Raw genomic sequence first — 21,110 nt, forward strand, 5'->3', positions numbered from 1 at the left:
TGCAAAAAGGGATTGATTATTGATAATTTTGAAGACAAATGTAATCACACAAAATGGAATGTGTAAACAAAAGATAAAAATATGTTATGTTGATTCATTTAACTTAAAACAAAAGAACATTTTTATATCTTTAACAAAAATTTATGGAGGCCCTGCTACTGTTGGCATAGTTTTTACCGTAACTTAGATTAAAAGATTCATGAATACTATTATTAACTTTATGAAAAGAAATTATAAAATACTTCTTGTTGTTGTATGCCTTTCGGTAACATTGTTTGCATTCAAAATGAATGCAACAAAATCAACCGATCCCGAAAAAGATAAATTGCTCTTAGAGTTATTGACGTTTGTTATAGAGAAAGGACATTATAGTCCAGCAACAATTGATGATTCGTTCTCCAAAGGAATATATAAAGATTATATTGAAGCATTAGATCCATCAAAGCGATTCTTTTTGCAATCAGATATTGATGAATTTTCAAAATTTGAAACAAAATTAGACGATCAATTATTAAATAAGGATTTGAGTTTTTTCAATCTTACTTATGAGCGTTTAATTAAGCGTATGGAAGAAAGCAAAAAGATTTACAAAGATGTTTTGAATAAACCTTTTGACTATTCTGTTGATGAAAGTTTTAATATTGATTATGAAAAAGCTCCTTACTCTAAAAATGGTACTGAACTTAGCGACAAATGGAGAAAGCAAATCAAGTTATCTACTCTTTCATCTCTTGTCGACAAACAAAAATTAGAAGAAGATAAAAAGAAAAATGATGCAACGTATCAAACCAAGTCTTTTGAGGTCTTAGAAAAAGAGACTAGAGAAAGTTCAGTAAAATCATTAGACGAATACTTTGGTTTTATTAAGGATTTAGATAGAAATGACTGGTTTTCAGTGTATATAAATTCCATAACAGCACGTTTTGATCCACACACAAATTATTTTGCAGCGGAAGAAAAAGAACGTTTTGATGTAAGTATCAGCGGTAAGTTAGAAGGAATTGGTGCCCGTTTACAGAAGAAAAATGATCTTATCGAAATTTCTGAACTTATTTCTGGTGGTCCTGCTTGGAGAGGAAAACAGCTTGAAGCTGGAGATTTAATCATGAAAGTGGCCCAAGGTAATGGTGAAGCTGTAGATGTAGTTGGAATGCGTTTGGATGATGTTGTGAAGAAAATTAAAGGGCCTAAAGGTTCAGAAGTTCGTCTTACTGTAAAAAAAGTGGATGGAACTATTAAGATTATTTCTATCATCAGAGATATTGTTGAAATAGAAGAAACGTATGCGAAATCCAGTATTGTAAACAAAAACGGATTGAAATATGGAGTAATTTATTTGCCAAAATTCTACATTGATTTTGAAAATAAAGACGGAAGAGACGCAGGAAAAGATATTGCTTTAGAAGTAGACCGGTTAAAAAAATCAGGTGTAAACGGTATTATTCTTGATGTTCGTGATGATGGTGGAGGATCTCTGTCTACTGTTGTTGATATTGCTGGATTGTTTATTGAGCAAGGCCCAATAGTTCAGATTAAATCAGCAGGTATTAAAAAAGAGGTTCTTTATGACAGAGACAAAAAAATTGAATGGGATGGGCCTTTAGTAATTATGGTGAATAGTTTCTCAGCTTCGGCTTCAGAGATTCTGGCTGCAGCAATTCAAGATTATAAAAGAGGGATTATCATTGGAAGTAAACAAACTTACGGTAAAGGAACGGTTCAGAATGTAATTGATTTAAATCAGTTCGTTAGAAGTAGTTCTGTTGGAGATTTAGGAGCCATAAAAACTACCACACAAAAATTTTATAGAATTAACGGTGGATCTACCCAATTAGAAGGTGTGCGTAGTGATATTGTTATGCCAGACAGATATGCTTATTTAAAAATGGGTGAACGTGATATTGATAATGCGATGCCTTGGGATAAAATTGATCAGGCAGATTATAGTGTTTGGAATAGTAACACCAATTTTAATCAAGCAATTGCAAATAGTAAAAACAGAATTAGTAAAAATTTACAGTTTCAATTAATTGAAGAAAATGCAAAATGGATTGATAGTAGAAGTGAAGAGAATGTTTATAGTTTGAATATTGATAAATTTAAAATCGCTCAAGCTGATATTGAGGAGAAAGCTAAAAAATATAAGCCAATCGTAAACTATAAAAACACATTGAAATTTACTTCTTTACCTTACGAAGCAGAAGCTATGAGTAAAGATCTCTCTTTGAAAGAGAAAAGAGAAGTATGGCATGAGTCGTTATCTAAAGATATTTATGTTGAAGAGGCGATTAACGTTTTGGATGATTTACAGCCTAAATCAATTTCGAAAAAAAATATTCCAGTTAAAATAAAAAAAGATAAATTGGCAAAATCTTAATGAGGGATTTGTTAATTCATAACATGTGTTGTCATGAATGGCTATTGCGCTCCATAAATTCTTCTTGAATTTTTGGAGCGTTTTTAGTTTGGTAAACTTAGGTTTGTCCCTTTTACTGAATTTTAGGATTTGATGTATTAGAAATAGCCATCAGGCGCCTCTATTAATCAATGGAAATAGTTTAATTTTGATTTTTAAACTAAAGAATAGTAACATCTTTACACATGATTAGAAATGGGAAATAGAAAATTATTTGCTTTAATAATGATACTTCTTAATGGATTCTTTTTTACATCTTGTAAAAAGGATTTGGAAGTAGAAAATTCAGTAGCTTACCATGATAGAAAAGGATATATCTCAAATGAGAGTAAAACTAATGTTAATAATAATCGAGAAACGATAGCGAGAGATTTTGATTTTTTACCATCTTCATCAACTAATCAAGTTGTGAAGCACCAGTATTATGTTTTATCGTATAATGAAGTTCATGAACAGGCAGAATGGGTAGCGTATGAATTGAAGAAGGATTATATTAAAAATAATAATTTTAAGCGCCCTTTTTTTATTGAGGACGATAAAGTAAAAACAGGTTCGGCTGATTGGAGAAATTATAAAAACACTAAGTATGATAAAGGTCATCTTTGTCCAGCAGGTGATATGGAGTTTGCTTTTGACGCCTATAATGATACTTTTTTTACTTCAAATATTTCTCCTCAAGAGCGTAATTTTAATAATGGTGTCTGGAATAGATTAGAGCAGAAAGTACGTTATTGGGCTGTAAAATATGATGGAATTTATGTTGTCACAGGTGGAGTTTTAGAATCTTCATTGATGACAATAGGAAAAGAGAAAGTTTCTGTTCCTAAGTTTTTTTATAAAATTTTGTTGGATAATTCGGGTGAGGAATTGAAAATGATTGGCTTTTTAGTTCCTAATACCGAAAGTAATAAGCCATTATATAGTTTTGTAGTATCAGTAGATTATATCGAAAAATTGACTGGAATTAACTTCTTTCCTAAATTGAATGACAACACCGAAAATCAATTGGAAAAAAGGAATGATTATAAAAATTGGAGTTTTAATTAGCTTTGAAGAATAGTTTTTTTTACTTAAAATCTATTTAATTACCACTCGTTTACTTTATTGGCATCCATTTTTATAAATATAAATAATAATATAGTAAAGCCCCAAAGTCCAGAACCTCCATAAGAGAAGAACGGAAGTGGAACCCCAATAGTTGGAAAAATGCCAATTACCATCGCAATATTTACAAAGAAATGAGTAAATAAAATCCCGGCAACACAATATCCATAGACTCTGCTGAATTTTGTTTTTTGTCTTTCAGCCAGATATATTATTCTAAGAAATAGACCTGCAAAAAGAGCAATAACAGTTAATGAGCCTATAAAACCCCATTCTTCACCGACTGTTGTGAATATATAATCAGTATGTTGCTCAGGAACAAATCCACCCTTTGTTTGTGTTCCTTCAAGAAACCCTTTTCCAAACCAACCTCCGGAACCAATGGCTATTTCTGATTGATTGGTGTTATAACCAATTCCTTTCAGATCGACTGTTTTGCCTAAAAGTATATTAAAACGATCCCTATGATGTTGTTTAAAGACATTTTCGAAAACATAGTTTACAGATAAAACAAACCCAGAAATAACCACAAAAAGGATACTGCTTAAAATGATATTTCTATCGGCTAATCTTGATTTTAAATGGACTAATATCAATGTTATTAATGCTATAAGAATTACATATTGTGGCTCTAACACCAGCGTTAATACAAATAAAAGTATGGTGATAAATCCTGTCCAAACATACCATGACGGCAAGCCTTCGCGGTATAAAACGATGATGAATATACTGTATATTAAAGCACTTCCTGGGTCAGGTTGAGGAAGTATTAGGATGACAGGTAAAAGAATAATAGCAAGTGCTTGTACCTGCCTATTTACTTCTTTTAAATTGATTTGGGTGTCACTTAAATATTTTGCTAAAGCTAAAGCTGTCGCCGCTTTTGCAAATTCAGAAGGCTGAATAGTAAAGCTGCCTATTGCATACCAACAACGTTGTCCCGCTATGGTTTTACCAAATAAAAATAATCCTGCTAATGTAAGTAATGAAATTCCAAAAATGATACTGGCGTATTTTTCATAAAATTTACCGTCAACAGAAAGTACAATAAAAATTAAAGGAATAGTTAGTATAATGAATATAAGCTGTTTTTCATGAGTGTCTTCCATTGACGAAAGAGAAGATGAATAGATATTTAGCCAACCCAAAATAACTAATGAAGCATAAATTATTATGCTTATCCAGTCAATGTTATTTGTTATGCTTTGGTTTTTCATCGGAATTAGATGGCTTGTTTATTCGATTTAGTAGTATCTGTTTTTATTTTAACAGTTGGGAATGTAGTTTTCTTTTTTAGGAGAGAATCGCTAATTCTTAATTGTAATTTTACAGCTTCAGACAGTCCTCCTAATTTTGCATATCGATTTTGTAAACTTGTCGCTAAAATTCTTTTTTCTAGGTCAACTCTGGTGATTTTTTGTCTTAGGTATTTTTCTATCATCAAACTGGCAATAGGTCCGGCTATAGTTGCTCCATAACCACCATTTTCAACCATAACTGCAATTGCAATTTTTGGATTATCTTTTGGTGCAAAGGCTACGAATATAGAGTGATCTTCCATTTTTACGCGTACTCCACCAATTTTTGCAAAATTTTCTGCTGTTCCGGTTTTACCACAAATATCTATCCCTTCAACTCGGAGTGATCTGGCCGTACCTAAGTTGTAAACATCAAATAAACCGCTGATAATTGGTTTGAAATGTTTTTTATCAATTGTAGTTTCATGTTTAGTGGTGAATTTTTTGTCAATTTTGTGACCTTCAATTTTTTTAATGATATGAGGTGTGTAATAATATCCTTCATTCGCAACTGTTGCCATCATATTCGCAAGCTGAATAGGTGTCATAAGTACTTCCCCCTGTCCAATTGAATTAGAAACAATAGTTGTACTTCTCCAGCCACCGTTAGGATAAATGCGTTTGTATGTTTTTGAATCAGGCACTTTTCCTTTTTTACCAGTTGGTAAATCATATCCCATGAATTGTCCAAGACCAAAACTTTTTACGTGATTACTCCATATATCAACTGCTTGTGCAGGTTTTGAATATTTATTGATTGTTTTCATGTAAGCCGTTGCAAAATAAGAATTGCAGGACTCAAAAATTCCTCTATGCAATTGAAGCGCACCTCCATGGCAGTGACACCCCATAAAGCGTCCTCTTGCATAGCTAAAACCCCGATTACAAAAAACAGTAGTATTAGCATCAATAACACCTTCTTGTAGCGCAACAAGACCAGTTAAAATTTTGAACGGAGATCCCGGAGGATACTCAGCCAGCAAGCCTCTGTCATAAAGTGGTTTTGCTATAGAATCGCGATACAATTCGGTGTAATTTTTAGATCTTTGTCTTCCTACCAATATACCAGGGTCGTATGATGGAGCGGTTACTAGTGCTAATATTTCTCCAGTACTTGGTTCGATTGCAACAATTCCACCTCGTTTATTAATCATTAATTCTTCTCCATACTTTTGAATTTCAGCATCTATAGTTAGATTTATATCTTCACCTTGAACAGCGATAGTGTCGTATTTTCCGTCTTTATAAGAGCCTATTTCCCTGTTGTATTTGTCTTTTTGAATGTATTTTACGCCTTTTACTCCACGTAAAAGATCTTCATAGCTTTCTTCAACTCCTTGTCGTCCAATCAAATCGCCACTATTATAATACGGATTTTTTGCAACTAGTTTTTCGTTTACCTGAGTGATGCCTCCAAAAATATTAGCTCCAAAATCTACTTCATAATCACGAAGGGAACGTTTTTGAAAATAAAAGCCTTCATATTTTCTTAGTTTTTCTTGAAACGCAGCAAATTCGCTTTTGTTCAATTGAGATAAAAAAACAGATGGCAAGCGTGGACTGTATACTGTAGCTTTTTCAATTTTTTTTATGAAATCTTCTTTTGTAATATTCAATAATTGACAAAATTCTAAAGTATCAGTATTTTTAACATCTCTAGGAATGACCATGATGTCATAGGATGCTTGATTAGCAACTAATAACTTTCCTTTTCTATCATACATATATCCTCTTTCGGGATATTCATACTTTTTTTTAATAGCATTGTTTTCAGACTTTAGTTTTAAAGTGTCGTCAACAATTTGCAAATAAAAGATTCGCATTACAAGTAAAGATGTAGCTAGAATGATTAAAGAAGGCAACAATACTTTTCTCATCTTTTGTTTGGCTTAATAAGGTATATTATGATAATACAAATAATGATTGTGAATACAGTACTTAGTAAAGTTCTAATTAGAATATCAAAAATAAAGCTAAATTGGAATGCTTCCAGTATAAATAATGTAAAATGGTGAATGACAACAGAAAGTAGTATAAAAGAGAATCTTTCAGGTGTCAAAACATCATTTAGTTTTACAGTTTGATATTCATAACTTAGACCAAAAGCAAATTTAAACACAGCAGGTCTAAAATAAGCTAGAAATAAACATGCTGTGGCATGTATTCCGCCTGAATTACTAAACATATCCATAATAAGTCCAAGTATAAAACTCGCAACTACAAGGCCAGATTTGTTTCCGTTTACAGGATAAAGTATTATGAACAATATATAAGGGAAAGGACTTATATAACCCAAAAAATTCATATTGTTGAATATGATAATTTGAACTGCCAATAACAGAATAAATCGAAAAATATTGACTAACAATGCGCTATTCATCCTTTTCTCTTTTTTCTAAATTAATAATTTCTTGACGGTCTTTCCTTTTTATAATATAGACATGACCTAAATTTGTCATGTCATTGAATAGTCTGACGTTTATTTTATAATAATTAGTTTCTTCTTCAGTATAGATATTTTCGATAGTGCCTATTCCTATATTTTCTGGAAAAATTACAGATTGTCCACCAGTTACGATGGTATCTCCTTTTCTTATTGCCGCTAATCTAGGAACATCGACTAATTGAACAAATCCAGTGCTTTTTCCGTCCCAAACAAGTGACCCAAAGTGATTTGACTTTTTTATTTTTGCATTGATTTGAGACTTTTTATTCAGAATACTGATTACAGTCGAATAATTTGGAGATGTGTTTTCTATGATTCCAACAATTCCCAAACTGTTAATTACCCCCATATCTGGTTTTACACCTTGCAATTCTCCTGAATTCAAGGTTAAGTAATTTTCATGAACATTATAAGAGTTGTGTATTACTTTGGAAACAACAATGTCGTCTGGTTTTACACCTTTAATGCTGTCTAGTTTTTTTATTGCAGTAGTGTCTTTTCGATTAAATAAAATACTTTTCAGCTTTGCATTTTCAAGAGCAAGCGCATCATTTTGAGTTTTTAAATTCAAGTATTCGTTAAGATTGTTCACCTTTTCATAGACTCCGCCGCTTAAAAAATTTGCAGAGCTAATTATTTTGCTTCTGTGGAAGGAATGGGATTGAATGGTGAGTGATAACGAGATACCTAAAAGCAGCAAAAACAGTAATCTATTACTGTTTTTAAAAATAAAATTAAATATTTGCTGCATTTCTTAACGGTATAATGTAAATAACTGTATGTCTTGTTTTGTAATCTTATTGCTTTAATTTGTCATGAGCTTGAAGGCTGGCAAGTGCAACAAAAACTGATTACTTAATCAAAATGCTTTTAAATTTTGTAATGTTTTTAAGTGCCATACCAGTTCCTCTAACAACTGCTCTTAATGGATCTTCAGCAATGTATACAGGTAAATCTGTTTTTTGTGAAATCCTTTTATCAAGACCTCTTAACATAGATCCTCCACCTGCAAGATAAATACCTGTGTTATAAATATCAGCTGCTAATTCTGGAGGTGTTTGTGATAAAGTTTCCATTACTGCATCTTCAATTCGTTGTATTGATTTGTCTAGCGCTTTAGCAATTTCTCTATATGAAACTTCTACTTGTTTTGGTTTACCTGTCAGTAAATCTCTACCTTGAACTGACATGTCTTCTGGAGGAGTTTCTAAATCTTCGATAGCGGCACCAATTTGAATTTTGATTTTTTCAGCTGTACTTTCTCCAACAAAAAGATTGTGTTGCGTACGCATGTAATAAACGATGTCATTTGTAAAAACATCACCGGCAATTTTTACCGATTTATCACATACAATTCCGCCTAATGCTATTACTGCAATTTCAGTTGTTCCTCCACCTATATCAACAATCATGTTTCCTTTAGGTTGCATGATATCTATTCCAATACCTATTGCTGCTGCCATAGGTTCATGTATCAAATAAACTTCTTTACCATTTACTCTTTCGCATGATTCTTTTACAGCTCTCATTTCCACTTCAGTAATTCCTGAGGGAATACAAACAACCATTCTTAATGCGGGAGTAAACATTCTTTTTTTCAATGCCGGGATGCTTTTTATAAACATACTGATCATTTTTTCAGAAGCATCAAAATCAGCAATTACACCATCTTTCAAAGGTCTTATCGTTTTAATGTTTTCATGTGTTTTTCCCTGCATCATGTTGGCTTCTTTACCAACAGCGATGATTTTGCCTGAAACTCTATCACGAGCAACTATCGAAGGGCTGTCTATGACAACTTTATCATTATGTATGATTAAAGTGTTGGCGGTACCAAGGTCTATCGCAATATCCTCGGTCATGAAATCAAAAAATCCCATAAGTTTTTTAAGGGTTAAAAGTTATAAATTTGTGACGGGCAAAGTTAAACAAATTAATGTTTAAAATGACGAGTTCCGGTAAATACCATTGCAACTTTATTTTCATTACAATAATTAATACTCAATTCGTCTTTTATTGATCCTCCTGGCTGAATTACAGCAGTTATTCCAGCTTCTTTAGCTATTTCTACACAATCTGGAAAAGGAAAAAATGCGTCGCTTGCCATCACAGCTCCATGCAAATCAAAGTGAAAATTATTCGCTTTTTCTATTGCTTGTTTCAAGGCATCAACTCTTGATGTCTGTCCTGTACCTGACGCAATAAGTGTACCGTTTTTTGCGAAAACAATTGTATTTGATTTTGTGTTTTTACAAATTTTAGAAGCAAAAATTAAATCCTGAATTTCTTGTTCAGTAGGTTCAGTTATAGTAACGGTTTTTAAGTCTTCTTTATTGTCGGTTATGTTGTTTCTTTCCTGAACTAAAATTCCGTTTAAGCAAGTACGAACTTGTTTTTGTGGTAATTCTACTTCGTTTTGGATTAATATAATTCGGTTTTTCTTTTCTTGTAAAATTGCAATGGCTTCAGTATCATATTCTGGAGCAATTACAACTTCGCAAAACAATTTGTTTATCTCTGAAGCAGTAGCTACATCAATTTTTGTATTCGAAATTAAAACACCTCCAAAAGCTGAAGTAGGATCACAGGCCAAAGCCGCAAGATACGCTTCACTAATGGTAGTTCTTGACGCTAAACCACAGGCATTATTGTGTTTTAATATAGCAAATGTAGGACCGTCATTTTTGAATTCATTAATCAAATTTACGGCAGCATCTACATCTAATAAATTATTGTAAGACAATTCTTTTCCATGGACTTTGTTGAACATTGCGTCAAAATCCCCGAAGAAAAATCCTTTTTGATGTGGGTTTTCACCATATCTTAAAACTTGACCGTCAGCAATACTTTGTTTGTATATTGTTTCGTCAGTGTTGAAGTAATTAAATATCGCAGTGTCATAATGAGATGAAACATGAAATGCTTTTGTAGCTAATAATTTTCTGTCTTCCAGTGTTGTAGCTCCATTTTGCTCTGTAATCAAATCCAAAAGCAAACCATATTGGTCAACCGATGCTACAATTACAGTGTCCTTGAAGTTTTTTGCGGCAGCACGTATCAAAGAAATACCACCAATATCTATTTTTTCAATAATATCTGATTCACTAGCTCCAGAAGATACTGTTTTTTCAAAAGGATATAAGTCAACAATTACTAAATCTATTTGCGGAATGTTGAACTCTATCATTTGTTGTACATCACTCTCATTGTCTTGACGGTTCAAGATTCCTCCAAAAACTTTTGGGTGTAATGTTTTTACTCTACCGCCCAAAATAGAAGGGTAAGAGGTAACATCTTCAACAGGAATTACAGGAATTCCTAAATTTTTTATAAAATCCTCAGTTCCTCCAGTAGAATAAAGTGTAACATTTTGACTGTTTAGTTGTCTTACTATAGGTTCTAATCCTTCTTTTGAAAAGACAGAGATTAATGCAGATTGAATTTTTTTTGTTGTGTTCATTATGTAGTTATAGTTATAAAGTGCAAAAATAGTTTTTTAATGTGAAAATTAAGCCATTTGAAAATGAGATAATGTGTAATTTTTACTCCTATTTCATTAGCAAAGATAAAATAATTGATTCACACGGCAACGAATACATTTTTCATTAGGTTTTTGAATAATATTTATGGAATTTTACTTTAATACAAAAAAGATTTTATGCTAGTTTACCTTCGATTATTAAAAGAGAGTTTTGGTTTTGCAATGAATGCATTGCGAAACAATAAGTTAAGAACGTTGCTTTCTTTGTTAGGAGTTACTATTGGAATTTTTTCGATTATAGCTGTACTTGCAGCTGTTGATTCTTTGGACAGAAAAATAAAAAAAGATTTAAGCAGTTTGGATAAAAACACCATTTATTTAATGCGGTTTTCATTTGGGCCTTCTGAAATTCCACTATGGAAAAGAGAACAATTTCCGGATGTTAAATATGATGAATATGAATACTTGAAAAGTTCAATGAATGGTATAGATCAAATGGCTTATCAATTTTTTGTAGGTAGAGAGGTTCTGAAATTCGAATCGGAGTCAGTGAGTGGCGTGAATGTTGTTCCGGTATCTCAAGAATTCATAGAGATTCAAGGACTTGAGTTTGCAAAAGGAAGGTTTTATAATGAATCTGAATCTAATTCTGGAGCTCCTGTAGTCGTTTTGGGTTATGAAATTGCTAACAATCTTTTTGGCGAAAGCGAACCTATTGGAAAAAATCTACGTCTGTATGGACAGCGCTTCACAGTTATTGGTGTGTTAAAAAAGCAAGGAGAAGGTATGTTTGGCGATAGTAATGATACTTCAGTTTTTATTCCGGTTAATTTTTTAAGAAAGTTGTATGGTGATAATAATGATTCAATGACGCCTGTAATTCTTGTAAAGCCTCAAAAGGGGGTTGATATGGATGCATTTAAAGCGGAACTGGCTCAAAAACTGAGGAATTATCGTGGTATGAAAATCGATGAGGCTGATAATTTTTTCATCAATGTTCTTTCTGGATTTACTGATTTGTTAGATGGGATTATTAGTGCCATGCGTGGTGGAGGAATTTTGATTAGTGTTTTTTCATTTTTAGTTGGAGGATTTGGAGTAGCTAACATAATGTTTGTTTCTGTAAAAGAGCGTACCAATTTAATTGGGATTCAAAAATCATTAGGTGCAAAAAATAGATTTATACTTTTCCAGTTTCTATTTGAAGCGGTTATTCTATGTGTTATTGGTGGAGCTATTGGACTATTGATAGTTTGGTTACTATCAATGCTTTTAACTAGTGTGTTAGATTTTGAATTTGTTTTGAGCTTTTGGAATATACTTATTGGATCAGGATTGTCAATTATTGTGGGTGTAATTTCTGGAATACTTCCAGCGATTTCTGCTTCAAAACTAGATCCAGTGGAAGCCATTAGAACAGGAATGTAAATTAGGGCGAACGCATAAATAAATATAAAAACAGCTTTCAAAATTATTTGAAAGCTGTTTTTATTTGTAGTGAATTATCAAAAATAAAAAATCCCGATTGCTCGGGATTTTCATTTATCTAATAGTATTGTTTTGAATCAAATCGATATACAAGTTAATCTTGTCTTTTAATTCTTTTCGTGGTGTTATAAAGTCTAAGAAACCATGTTCAAGTAAGAACTCAGCTGTCTGGAAACCTTCTGGCAAATCTTTACCGGTTGTGTCTCTCACTACTCTTGGTCCTGCAAACCCTATTAATGCGCCTGGTTCAGAAATATTAATATCTCCTAACATGGCGTAAGAAGCTGTCGTTCCTCCAGTTGTTGGATCCGTACATAGTGAAATGTAAGGCAGTTTTGCTTCGGCAAGTTGAGCAAGTTTTACTGATGTTTTAGCTAATTGCATTAATGAATATGCAGCTTCCATCATTCTTGCTCCACCTGATTTTGAAATCATAACAAAAGGTAATTTGTTTTTGATAGCGTGATCGATTCCTCTTGCGATTTTTTCTCCCACTACAGCTCCCATAGATCCGCCAATAAAGGCAAAATCCATACAGCAGATGACAACATCTTTCCCTTTTGATTTTCCAACTCCGGTGCGCACTGCGTCCTTAAGTTTGGTTTTTTCCATAACATCTTTCAAACGATCTGCATATTTTTTTGTGTCAACAAAATGCAAAGGATCTTTAGAAGTCATGTTTTTATCTAATTCAACAAATTCATTGTTGTCAAATAAAATTTGAAAATATTCTGTACTTCCAATTCTAACGTGAAAACCATCTTCGGGACTTACAAATAAGTTGCGAGCTAGTTCATCGGCATCAATAATTTTTCCAGTTGGAGATTTGTACCAAAGCCCTTTTGGAATGTCCATTTTGTCTTCGGTAGCAGTAGTAATCCCTTTTTCTTTTCTTTTAAACCAAGCCATATTTCTAGTATTCAGTGTTCAGTAATCATTTCCTGTAATTTATGGTTTAGATTTCAAATCCCGATAGTTATATCGGGATTTGGAATTAAACTTAATCTATTATAGTGTATTTACGTTGTTTAAGTCAGCAAATGCTTGCTCAAGTCTTGTGTTGAAAGTAACTTCACTTTCACGCAACCATTTTCTTGGATCGTAATGTTTTTTGTTTGGAGCATCAGAACCTTCTGGGTTTCCAATTTGAGTTTTTAAATAATCGATGTTTTTTACCATGTAATCACGGATACCTTCCGTAAAAGCAAATTGTAAATCAGTATCGATATTCATTTTTATTACTCCGTAGCTAATACCTTCTCTAATTTCTTCTAATGTAGAACCTGAACCACCGTGGAAAACGAAGTCTACCGGGTTGTGTCCTGTATTGAATTTATTTTGAACAAAATCTTGAGAATTTTTTAAGATTTTTGGAGTCAATTTTACATTTCCTGGTTTGTAAACTCCATGTACGTTTCCAAAAGCAGCTGCAATTGTAAATCTTGGGCTTACTTTAGAAAGTTCTTCGTATGCGTAAGCAACTTCTTCAGGTTGTGTATATAATTTAGAACTATCAACATCAGAGTTGTCAACACCATCTTCTTCTCCACCTGTAATTCCAAGTTCGATTTCAAGTGTCATTCCCATTTTGCTCATTCTTTCTAAATATCCTTTGCAAATTTCGATATTTTCTTCGATAGGCTCCTCAGATAAGTCAATCATATGAGAAGAAAATAATGGTTTTCCAGTTTCAGCAAAATGTTTTTCTGAAGCATCTAATAAACCGTCAATCCAAGGCAATAATTTTTTTGCACAGTGGTCAGTATGTAATATTACGGTTGCTCCGTAAGCTTCCGCCAAAGTGTGAATGTGTAATGCACCAGCAATTCCACCAGCGATTGCAGCTTTTTCACCTGCATTAGAAAGTCCTTTTCCTGCATTAAATTGTGCTCCTCCATTAGAAAATTGAATGATAACTGGAGCGTTAAGTTTTGCTGCAGTTTCAAGTACACCATTGATCGTATTTGATCCCGTAACATTTACTGCTGGAAGTGCAAATCCTTTTTCTTTAGCATAATTAAAAATTTCCTGAACCTGATCTCCTGTAGCTACGCCTGGTTTTATGTTGTGTGCCATTGTAATTTTTTTAGTTATTTTATTTAGTTTTTAGTTTGCAAAAATAAGAATTAATTAGCATTAGAACGGATAATTTATTCCAAAATTTAAAACGGAGTTCGCAAAATTATATTCTCTAAACCATCTTTTGTTGGTTTCATTGGCTGGATTGTAGGTTTTAAATCCTAAATCAAAACGAATTACAAAAAAACTTAGGTCATATCTAAGCCCAAATCCAGTGCCTAATGCGATATCTTTTAAGTCCTTAAATTGGGTAAATGTAGATTTCTCATCTTCTACATTATCCAATACGTTCCAAATATTCCCTGCATCGGCAAAAAGTGCTCCTTTTAAACTGCCTAATATCTTAAAGCGATACTCTCCGCTAATCGCAATTTTCATATTTGCCTCATTAAAATCGTCTAATGCGCCACTGCTGCCCGGTCCTAAACCATATGGTTGCCATGCTCTGTTGTCATTTGATCCTCCTGAAAAATAACTTCTTGAAAAAGGAATGTAGTCTGAATTTCCAAATGGAATAGCTATCCCAAAAAACGATCTAAAGGCAAATATTTTTTCTTTGGACAAATCCCAATGTTTAATGTAGTCAAATTCTGTTTTTATATATTCTGAATATTCTAAATTGAATATTTCATAATTGCCAGTTGAATTTTTCTTTTGATTTGTTGTTGCTGCAAAAGCAGATAAAATGGTTCCTGCCGATTCTATTTTTGTTTTAAAAAGATAAAAATTATTATCTGTTAAATCCTTTTTGGTTGTTTTTGAAAAAGTGAAGCTGGTTGCTAAAATAAAGTCATTCTCCGTAAGTCGTAGTCTTCGTTCCTCAATACTTTTTACTGACTGAAAATCTGCGGGTTCTAATGGTTTCAAAAAATTTGCGTTTCCAGTGAGAACATCATTAGTAAAACCAACGGTTCCTTCTTCAATAAGCAAATCTTTATCAATGTCATTGTTGTAATAGGAGGGATTTGTATTGTATTCCTTGCTGATTTGATTCAAAGCATTATAAGAAGAACCGTAAACATTAAAGTAATTCTGTGGATTTAGATTTTGGACAAACTGAGTGTTGAACAAATCAAATCTAGCTGTATTGTTCCTTTTTGGAGTCCAGTTATATGATAATGCTCCTGTGAAATTCTCTTTATCTAAACCAATATTTTGTTGTTTTGCAAAACCAACTGTAATCAGAGTAGATGGAATCATGCTTTTGGGAATGATTTTTTCAGTGCTGAAAGGCATGAAAATCCTTGGGATGTTAAGTTTTAAATCTAATCCATATTCAGAAACATTGAAGAAGTTATTCTTTGGATTTGCTAAATCCTTAGATGATCCAATATTGCCACGAGCAGCTAATTCCAGTGTTTCGGCTCCATTGAAAACATTTCTTATGGTTTCAGAAACACTTAAGCCTATACCAAAATCCTGTATGTTAGAATGAGTTACATCTAATGTCGTTCCAAAACTATATTTTTTTCTTGGTGTTAAATATACTTTTGCAATCAATGATTGTGCAGTTGAGTCTCTTGAATCTACTTCATATTGTATCGAAGGATAGTTGAAAATTTTAAGATTATTTAAATACCGTGTTGTCAAAACAGTTTTGTAATCTGCAAACAAACCTCCTTTTGTAATGAATATGGCATTAGTTATGGCTCGTGGCTTGTATCGTAATTTGTTCTGACTGTATAAATTAAAGTTCTTGTAGGTTGTGCTGTCCGTAATTTTTATATTATTATTGTTTGGAGAATAATCAGTGTAAATATTTACATCGCTTATTTTGTAAATTTTAAAAGGTTCGGTTCTGCTGGAATCTTCCTGTTGGTAGGAGTAATTTGCAATTCTCAAGTTGATATTGGCCTGATTAACTTTCTTAATGGTGTCTATGTCAAAAGTTACATAATTAGGTTGAAAATAATACACTCCGTTGTTTCTAAAATGAGTGGTGATTCGGTTTTTTTCATTCTCAAAATCTTCTGTTTTATATTGATTTCCGGATTTGATAAAAGTGTTTGACTTGTTGCTCTCATATAAAGAATCTAAAGCCGGAGTTAAAATAGTAGTTCTCAAGGAATCTAAAAAATAAGCATTTCCAGGAGTAATGGCGTATTTTATCTTGCCCTTTTTGATGCTCAAAGTGTCTATTTTGTAATTGGCATTGACATTAAAAAAACCATTGTTGAAATAATAATATTCCAAACGCAACAATGATTTCTCAGCTCTGTCTTTATCAATAATTACGGGAGGTTCTCCGGTTTTTTTTAAGAAATCATGGATTCCGTGATACCAGAACGATTTTCCAAGTCGATTAACTTGTTTTTCAGACAGCCATTTTGATTTTCTTCTAAATTTTTCCGGATTATTTGTAAACTTGGCTTGATACGTTGAATCTGGATTTAGATTGGCAAGATTGTAAAGATTCAAGCGTAAACGGTATCCAAGTAAGGTGCTGTTTGGTTTTTGATACAGTTGATTAAAAACATTTTCATCCTTAATTGTTTTGTCATTTACAGTAATTTCGTTTTTTGTAAGCAGTAGTTTTCCGTCTGGAACTCTTTTTACAGCGTTACAAGCGCAAATTAGTATTGCAATTAGAATAAATGCAGTTATTTTTGTGGAAGTTTTTCTCAAGTGTTCTAAAATATTTAATTCAAAAGTACATTATTTTATGGTTAGTAAAAACCAAATAAAGCTTATAACGAGTTTGCAGCAAAAAAAATATAGAATTGCCAATAAATTATTTTTTGCCGAAGGCGTAAAAGGGATTCACGAACTGCTGGAGTCAAATTTTGAATTGGAACATTTGTATACCACCCAATATGATTTTGAAGAGGTTTCTGTAGCTAAAAAAACGATTATTCAAGAGAATGATTTAAAAAAAATAAGTGCATTAGCAACCCCAAATACCTGTTTGGGAGTTTTCAAAATGCCATTAGAAAAACCAATTATTGAAACCGGTTTAATTGTAGCGCTTGATGCAATTCGTGATCCGGGAAATTTAGGGACTATATTGCGTTTGTGTGATTGGTTTGGTGTTAAACAGTTGTTGTGTTCTAAGGAGACTGTTGATATTTATAATCCAAAAGTTGTTCAGGCAACTATGGGTTCTATCGCCAGGGTTAACGTAAATTATATTGATCTTAATGCTTTTATTACACAAACAAAATTACCCGTTTTTGGTACTTTTATGGATGGAGAGAATATTTATAAATCGGTTTTGCCTAAAAAAGGGATTATTATTATGGGCAATGAAGCAAATGGAGTTTCTGCAGCAGTTGAAAAATTAGTCAAAAACAGACTCACAATTCCTCGTTTTGGAGATCTTCAAAAAACAGAAAGCCTTAATGTTGCCACAGCTACCGCTATAGTATTAAGCGAGTTTTGTAGAGGGTAAGTTTTTAATGGAAAGTAAAATTAATGAAGACTGCTCTGGTTTTCAAAGATTCTATATTGCCTGTCCATGGACTGTTTGGGTCTTTATCTCGGATTAATTCGTCATTCATTCCAAAGACACCTCTTATGGAAGGGGAAAATATAAAATATTCTGAAAAAAGATCAATTCCGAAACCCAATTCATAATTAGTTGTCCACGCTTTTACTCTAAAGCGTTGTTCTAAATTGTCATCAATTAATTTAGAATTGCTGGACAAGTTTAACGTTGCAGACACGCCTCCCAATAAATAGGGACGAATATTTCCTGTTCTAAGAGAGGAGAATTTCATCAATAATGGGAAGTGGATGTAAGTACTATTTACTTCTCTCAGCGCATCTCCACTGTTTGTGAAATTTGGATAGTATAAATCTCTTTTTGTATAATAAAGACCTGGTTCAAATCGCAAGTCAATGTATTCATGAAGTTTCAAATCAGCAACGATACCCACGTTAAATCCAGTGGTTCTTTTTATAAGAATATCAGGACCCACTGTTTTATAGTCTATTTTGAAATCATACGAGTTGAATCCCAAATAAAACCCATAATACACTCTGTTTTTTTGAAAATTTTCCAAATTTATAATAGGGTCTTTGCTAAATATATTTTTAGACTTTTGAGCGTATCCTTTTATAATAAAAGCAAAAAATAGTAAGACAATTATTTTTCTCATGTTTATGCTGAAATCTTCAGTATTATTTTTTAGAAGCTGAGTAAATCGTAGCTACACCAAAAGTTTGTGGTAAGGCTACAACATCTATAAACCCAATTTTTCTCAAAATATTGTTTAACGCTTCTCCATAAGGAAACGCAGCAGCAGATTCAGATAAATAACCATAAGCAACATCATCCTTAGAGAAAACTTTGCCTATTAATGGAAGAATATTTTTGGTATAAAAACTATATCCTTGTTTGTAAGGCGTTTTATCTGGTACCGAAGTTTCTAGAATTACAAATACTCCGTTAGGTTTTAAAACTCTTAAAATTTCAGCTAAGCCTTTTTCTAAATTTTCAAAATTACGCACTCCGAAAGCAACGGTTATCGCATCAAAATAGTTGTCTTCAAAAGGCATGTTTTCTGAGTCAGCTAAAATCATTTCGATAGTATTGGAAAGATTTTTTGCGGCAATTTTTTTTATGCCTACTTCCAGCATTCCTGCTGAAATATCTAATCCAACGATTTTTTTAGCATTTGTTTGTGCCATCAAAATTGCCAAATCACCAGTTCCAGTTGCAATATCCAGAATAATTTTTGGATTTGATTTTGAAACTATTTGCAACACTTTTTTACGCCATTTTATATCAATACCGAAAGAAATGACACGATTTAGATTGTCATAATTTCCAGAAATGGTGTCAAACATTTTAGCAACTTGTTCTTTTTTACCTAGAGCTGAATCTTTATAGGGTGTTATTTTTTTTGACATTTTTTTATTTTGTACAAATATAATACAAACTTGACGAACTTAAAATGGGTTTCAAAAATTTGAAACAAGTTTTATTTTTAGTTTTTGAAATAGCTTAAAAACCAGAATTCACTTTATTTGAAATATCACTAAAAGTGGGTATTGTAACTAAGGATTTTATTGTACAAATTTGTTATTCAGGAAAATAACCATATTAAATGATTAAAAGAGAACCGATCAACCAAATCAAGTGGATAATTTTAGCGTTTTTTATCTCATTTGTTCTTGTTAGCTGTTTTGAAAACACTGTTTTACAAAGCAGTGTTGTTATTAAAGCGCAACATACGTTCTTAGGATTAAATTTGTTTTTGGAAATTTTAATTTTTTTCGTCTTTAGTACCTTCGTGGTATTTGGTATTAAAGGCTTTTTTGAGATGTATTCTCAGAAAACTTCAAATGTTATAATCTTCATTTCTGGAGTATTACTAATATTTGTGATTTTTATTTTATGTTATCAAATACTCTTTCAAGAGTAGGTCATCTCTTTGATCAATGGTTAAAAAAAAACATCCCGTAAAAAGGATGTTTTTTTGTTTTATTTTCTAATGAATGTCTGATACGAATAATCGTAGAGATGTTTTTCATCCTTCTTATTAAATTCTGAGGCTATTATTTTCCACTCTTCATCATTAATATCGGGGAAATGCGCATCACCCTCAAAGTTGTGATGAACACGTGTAATTTCTATTTTGTCAGTGAAGGGAAGTCCTAATGTATAAATTTCACCACCGCCAATTATGAATGTGTCTTCGTCTTTTGGACAAATTGCTAATGCTTTATCAATACTGTCAACTATGATACAAGCTTCGGCTTGATATTCTTTCTGTCTGGTGATTATAACGTGGGTTCTGTTTGGTAATGGTTTTGGAAAACTTTCAAATGTCTTTCTGCCCATTATGATATGATGTCCGGATGTAAGGGATTTAAATCTTTTGAAATCATTTGGCAAATGCCAAACCAGTTCATTGTTCTTTCCTAGAGTATTATTTTCGGCAACGGCCGCAATCATTATTATCATAATTGATTTACTGTTATTTAAGATCGTCGTTGTTGACCTGTGTTTGTAATTGATCCAGTTTTTTTTGTTGTAAAGCAACTAGTCGGTCTATTTGTTCTCTTTCCCAATTTTTATTCATAAAACGATCCGTGATGAAAATTTTTATAAAATGTAAAATAAAGAGGAACAACCATATGGTAATTACCCAAATTGACCAGTGAGAATCTACGGCAATTTCGAAAAATTTATTAACAATAAATAAAAGCAAACTCCCTAAAACGAAAAGAACAAAATGAAAATACAGTCTTTTTTTTTGTTTAATTCTTCTCCTTGCATATTCGTACTGTTCGTGTAGTTCTTTTTCCATTGATCAAAATTTAGTTTATAAAGGTAAAATTTATTTTGGAAAGTCACTATTTTGCTTGTAGATTATTTAGAATGAAAACGTTTTCTGACTTTAGAATAGTAAATTTAGCCCGCTTATAATTATTGAATTATTCATAAATTAACATAGTTTGAGCTATTCTATTAAATCTTGGGGTGTCTGTTGAAAGTTCAAATTCTTTTATTTCCTTTGTCTTATAAATCTATAAGTGAAATAGTTATGGCAATCAAGAAACAATTCGTTAAAACAAAACCAGTTTGTAAAGTTACCTTTTCAGTTGAAGCAAAAGAAGCAATTCAAGCTTCTGTTGTAGGTGATTTCAATAATTGGAGTGTTACTGAAGGTGCTTTGAGCAAGTTAAAAAATGGTACTTTCAAAGGGGTATTCGATGTAAATAAAGATGCAGCCTATGAATTTAAATATGTTATTGATGGCGCATTTGTAAATGAACCAGAAGCAGATTCTTTCAAATGGAATGAGTTTGCAGGAAATGAAAACGGTGTTTTAGTAGTTTAACTAAAACACC

Annotated in this window: 18 protein-coding genes; 5 read left to right on the plus strand and 13 right to left on the minus strand. The window is 32.3% G+C overall.

Annotated features, from left to right (window positions below):
* Positions 1-199 precede the first annotated feature (199 nt).
* Positions 200-2,377 (plus strand): carboxy terminal-processing peptidase, encoded by a 2,178-nt coding sequence (locus tag ACNQF6_RS09555; protein ID WP_417965343.1) that lies wholly within the window; start codon positions 200-202, stop codon positions 2,375-2,377.
* Positions 2,378-2,611: 234 nt separating this feature from the next.
* Entirely contained in the window at positions 2,612-3,463 is an 852-nt protein-coding gene (locus ACNQF6_RS09560) for a DNA/RNA non-specific endonuclease (RefSeq protein WP_417965345.1), read from the plus strand.
* A 38-nt stretch (positions 3,464-3,501) separates the two neighbouring features.
* Here the strand turns inward: ACNQF6_RS09560 and rodA are convergent, their stop codons facing one another.
* The 6 genes from rodA to purH form a co-directional block, all read right to left on the minus strand.
* Positions 3,502-4,737 carry a rod shape-determining protein RodA gene (rodA, locus tag ACNQF6_RS09565; RefSeq protein WP_417965347.1) on the minus strand — a complete coding sequence of 412 codons (1,236 nt, stop codon included), beginning with the start codon at positions 4,735-4,737 and terminating at the stop codon, positions 3,502-3,504.
* A 5-nt stretch (positions 4,738-4,742) separates the two neighbouring features.
* A complete protein-coding gene (gene mrdA, locus ACNQF6_RS09570; protein WP_417965349.1) occupies positions 4,743-6,695 on the minus strand; it encodes a penicillin-binding protein 2 in 1,953 nt (650 codons plus the stop codon).
* The gene (locus tag ACNQF6_RS09575) at positions 6,692-7,198 is read right to left on the minus strand and encodes a rod shape-determining protein MreD (RefSeq protein WP_417965351.1); all 507 of its coding nucleotides are present in this window, start codon (positions 7,196-7,198) and stop codon (positions 6,692-6,694) included. Before ACNQF6_RS09575 ends, mrdA begins: the two co-directional genes overlap by 4 nt.
* Complete coding sequence (mreC, locus tag ACNQF6_RS09580) at positions 7,191-8,015, minus strand: rod shape-determining protein MreC (protein WP_417965353.1); 825 nt, start codon at positions 8,013-8,015, stop codon at positions 7,191-7,193. The genes ACNQF6_RS09575 and mreC overlap by 8 nt, the downstream gene beginning before the upstream one ends.
* Positions 8,016-8,115: 100 nt before the next feature.
* The gene (locus ACNQF6_RS09585; RefSeq protein WP_035668436.1) at positions 8,116-9,144 is read right to left on the minus strand and encodes a rod shape-determining protein; all 1,029 of its coding nucleotides are present in this window, start codon (positions 9,142-9,144) and stop codon (positions 8,116-8,118) included.
* A gap of 53 nt (positions 9,145-9,197) precedes the next feature.
* Positions 9,198-10,724 (minus strand): bifunctional phosphoribosylaminoimidazolecarboxamide formyltransferase/IMP cyclohydrolase, encoded by a 1,527-nt coding sequence (gene purH, locus ACNQF6_RS09590; protein WP_417965355.1) that lies wholly within the window; start codon positions 10,722-10,724, stop codon positions 9,198-9,200.
* Between the two features lie 198 nt (positions 10,725-10,922).
* On the opposite strand from purH, the gene ACNQF6_RS09595 reads away from it, so the two are divergent.
* Positions 10,923-12,173 (plus strand): ABC transporter permease, encoded by a 1,251-nt coding sequence (locus ACNQF6_RS09595; protein ID WP_417965357.1) that lies wholly within the window; start codon positions 10,923-10,925, stop codon positions 12,171-12,173.
* Between the two features lie 114 nt (positions 12,174-12,287).
* Here the strand turns inward: ACNQF6_RS09595 and accD are convergent, their stop codons facing one another.
* From accD to tamL, 3 genes are all read right to left on the minus strand, one after another.
* Positions 12,288-13,142: an acetyl-CoA carboxylase, carboxyltransferase subunit beta gene (accD, locus tag ACNQF6_RS09600; protein ID WP_099713614.1), complete on the minus strand. Its 855-nt coding sequence runs from the start codon at positions 13,140-13,142 to the stop codon at positions 12,288-12,290.
* Between the two features lie 99 nt (positions 13,143-13,241).
* Positions 13,242-14,309: a class II fructose-bisphosphate aldolase gene (gene fbaA, locus ACNQF6_RS09605; RefSeq protein WP_417965359.1), complete on the minus strand. Its 1,068-nt coding sequence runs from the start codon at positions 14,307-14,309 to the stop codon at positions 13,242-13,244.
* 60 nt (positions 14,310-14,369) lie between these two features.
* Positions 14,370-16,937 (minus strand): translocation and assembly module lipoprotein TamL, encoded by a 2,568-nt coding sequence (gene tamL / locus ACNQF6_RS09610; protein WP_417965361.1) that lies wholly within the window; start codon positions 16,935-16,937, stop codon positions 14,370-14,372.
* Positions 16,938-16,974: 37 nt separating this feature from the next.
* Between tamL and ACNQF6_RS09615 the strand changes: the two genes are divergently transcribed.
* A complete protein-coding gene (locus tag ACNQF6_RS09615; RefSeq protein ID WP_417965363.1) occupies positions 16,975-17,700 on the plus strand; it encodes an RNA methyltransferase in 726 nt (241 codons plus the stop codon).
* A 4-nt stretch (positions 17,701-17,704) separates the two neighbouring features.
* On the opposite strand, the gene porT is transcribed toward ACNQF6_RS09615, so the two are convergent.
* The 4 genes from porT to ACNQF6_RS09635 form a co-directional block, all read right to left on the minus strand.
* Entirely contained in the window at positions 17,705-18,409 is a 705-nt protein-coding gene (gene porT / locus ACNQF6_RS09620; protein ID WP_417965365.1) for a type IX secretion/gliding motility protein PorT/SprT, read from the minus strand.
* 22 nt (positions 18,410-18,431) lie between these two features.
* Positions 18,432-19,163: a bifunctional demethylmenaquinone methyltransferase/2-methoxy-6-polyprenyl-1,4-benzoquinol methylase UbiE gene (ubiE, locus tag ACNQF6_RS09625; RefSeq protein WP_417965367.1), complete on the minus strand. Its 732-nt coding sequence runs from the start codon at positions 19,161-19,163 to the stop codon at positions 18,432-18,434.
* Positions 19,164-19,737: 574 nt separating this feature from the next.
* Positions 19,738-20,220, minus strand: a complete 483-nt coding sequence (locus tag ACNQF6_RS09630; protein ID WP_417965369.1) for a dihydrofolate reductase — start codon at positions 20,218-20,220, stop codon at positions 19,738-19,740.
* 13 nt (positions 20,221-20,233) lie between these two features.
* Positions 20,234-20,566 (minus strand): 2TM domain-containing protein, encoded by a 333-nt coding sequence (locus ACNQF6_RS09635; RefSeq protein ID WP_417965371.1) that lies wholly within the window; start codon positions 20,564-20,566, stop codon positions 20,234-20,236.
* A 237-nt stretch (positions 20,567-20,803) separates the two neighbouring features.
* Between ACNQF6_RS09635 and ACNQF6_RS09640 the strand changes: the two genes are divergently transcribed.
* Positions 20,804-21,100 (plus strand): isoamylase early set domain-containing protein, encoded by a 297-nt coding sequence (locus ACNQF6_RS09640; protein WP_417965373.1) that lies wholly within the window; start codon positions 20,804-20,806, stop codon positions 21,098-21,100.
* Positions 21,101-21,110: the final 10 nt, after the last annotated feature.

It is taken from the genome of Flavobacterium pasteuri (genome assembly GCF_048286615.1).
In the GTDB taxonomy this organism is placed as follows: Bacteria; Bacteroidota; Bacteroidia; order Flavobacteriales; family Flavobacteriaceae; genus Flavobacterium.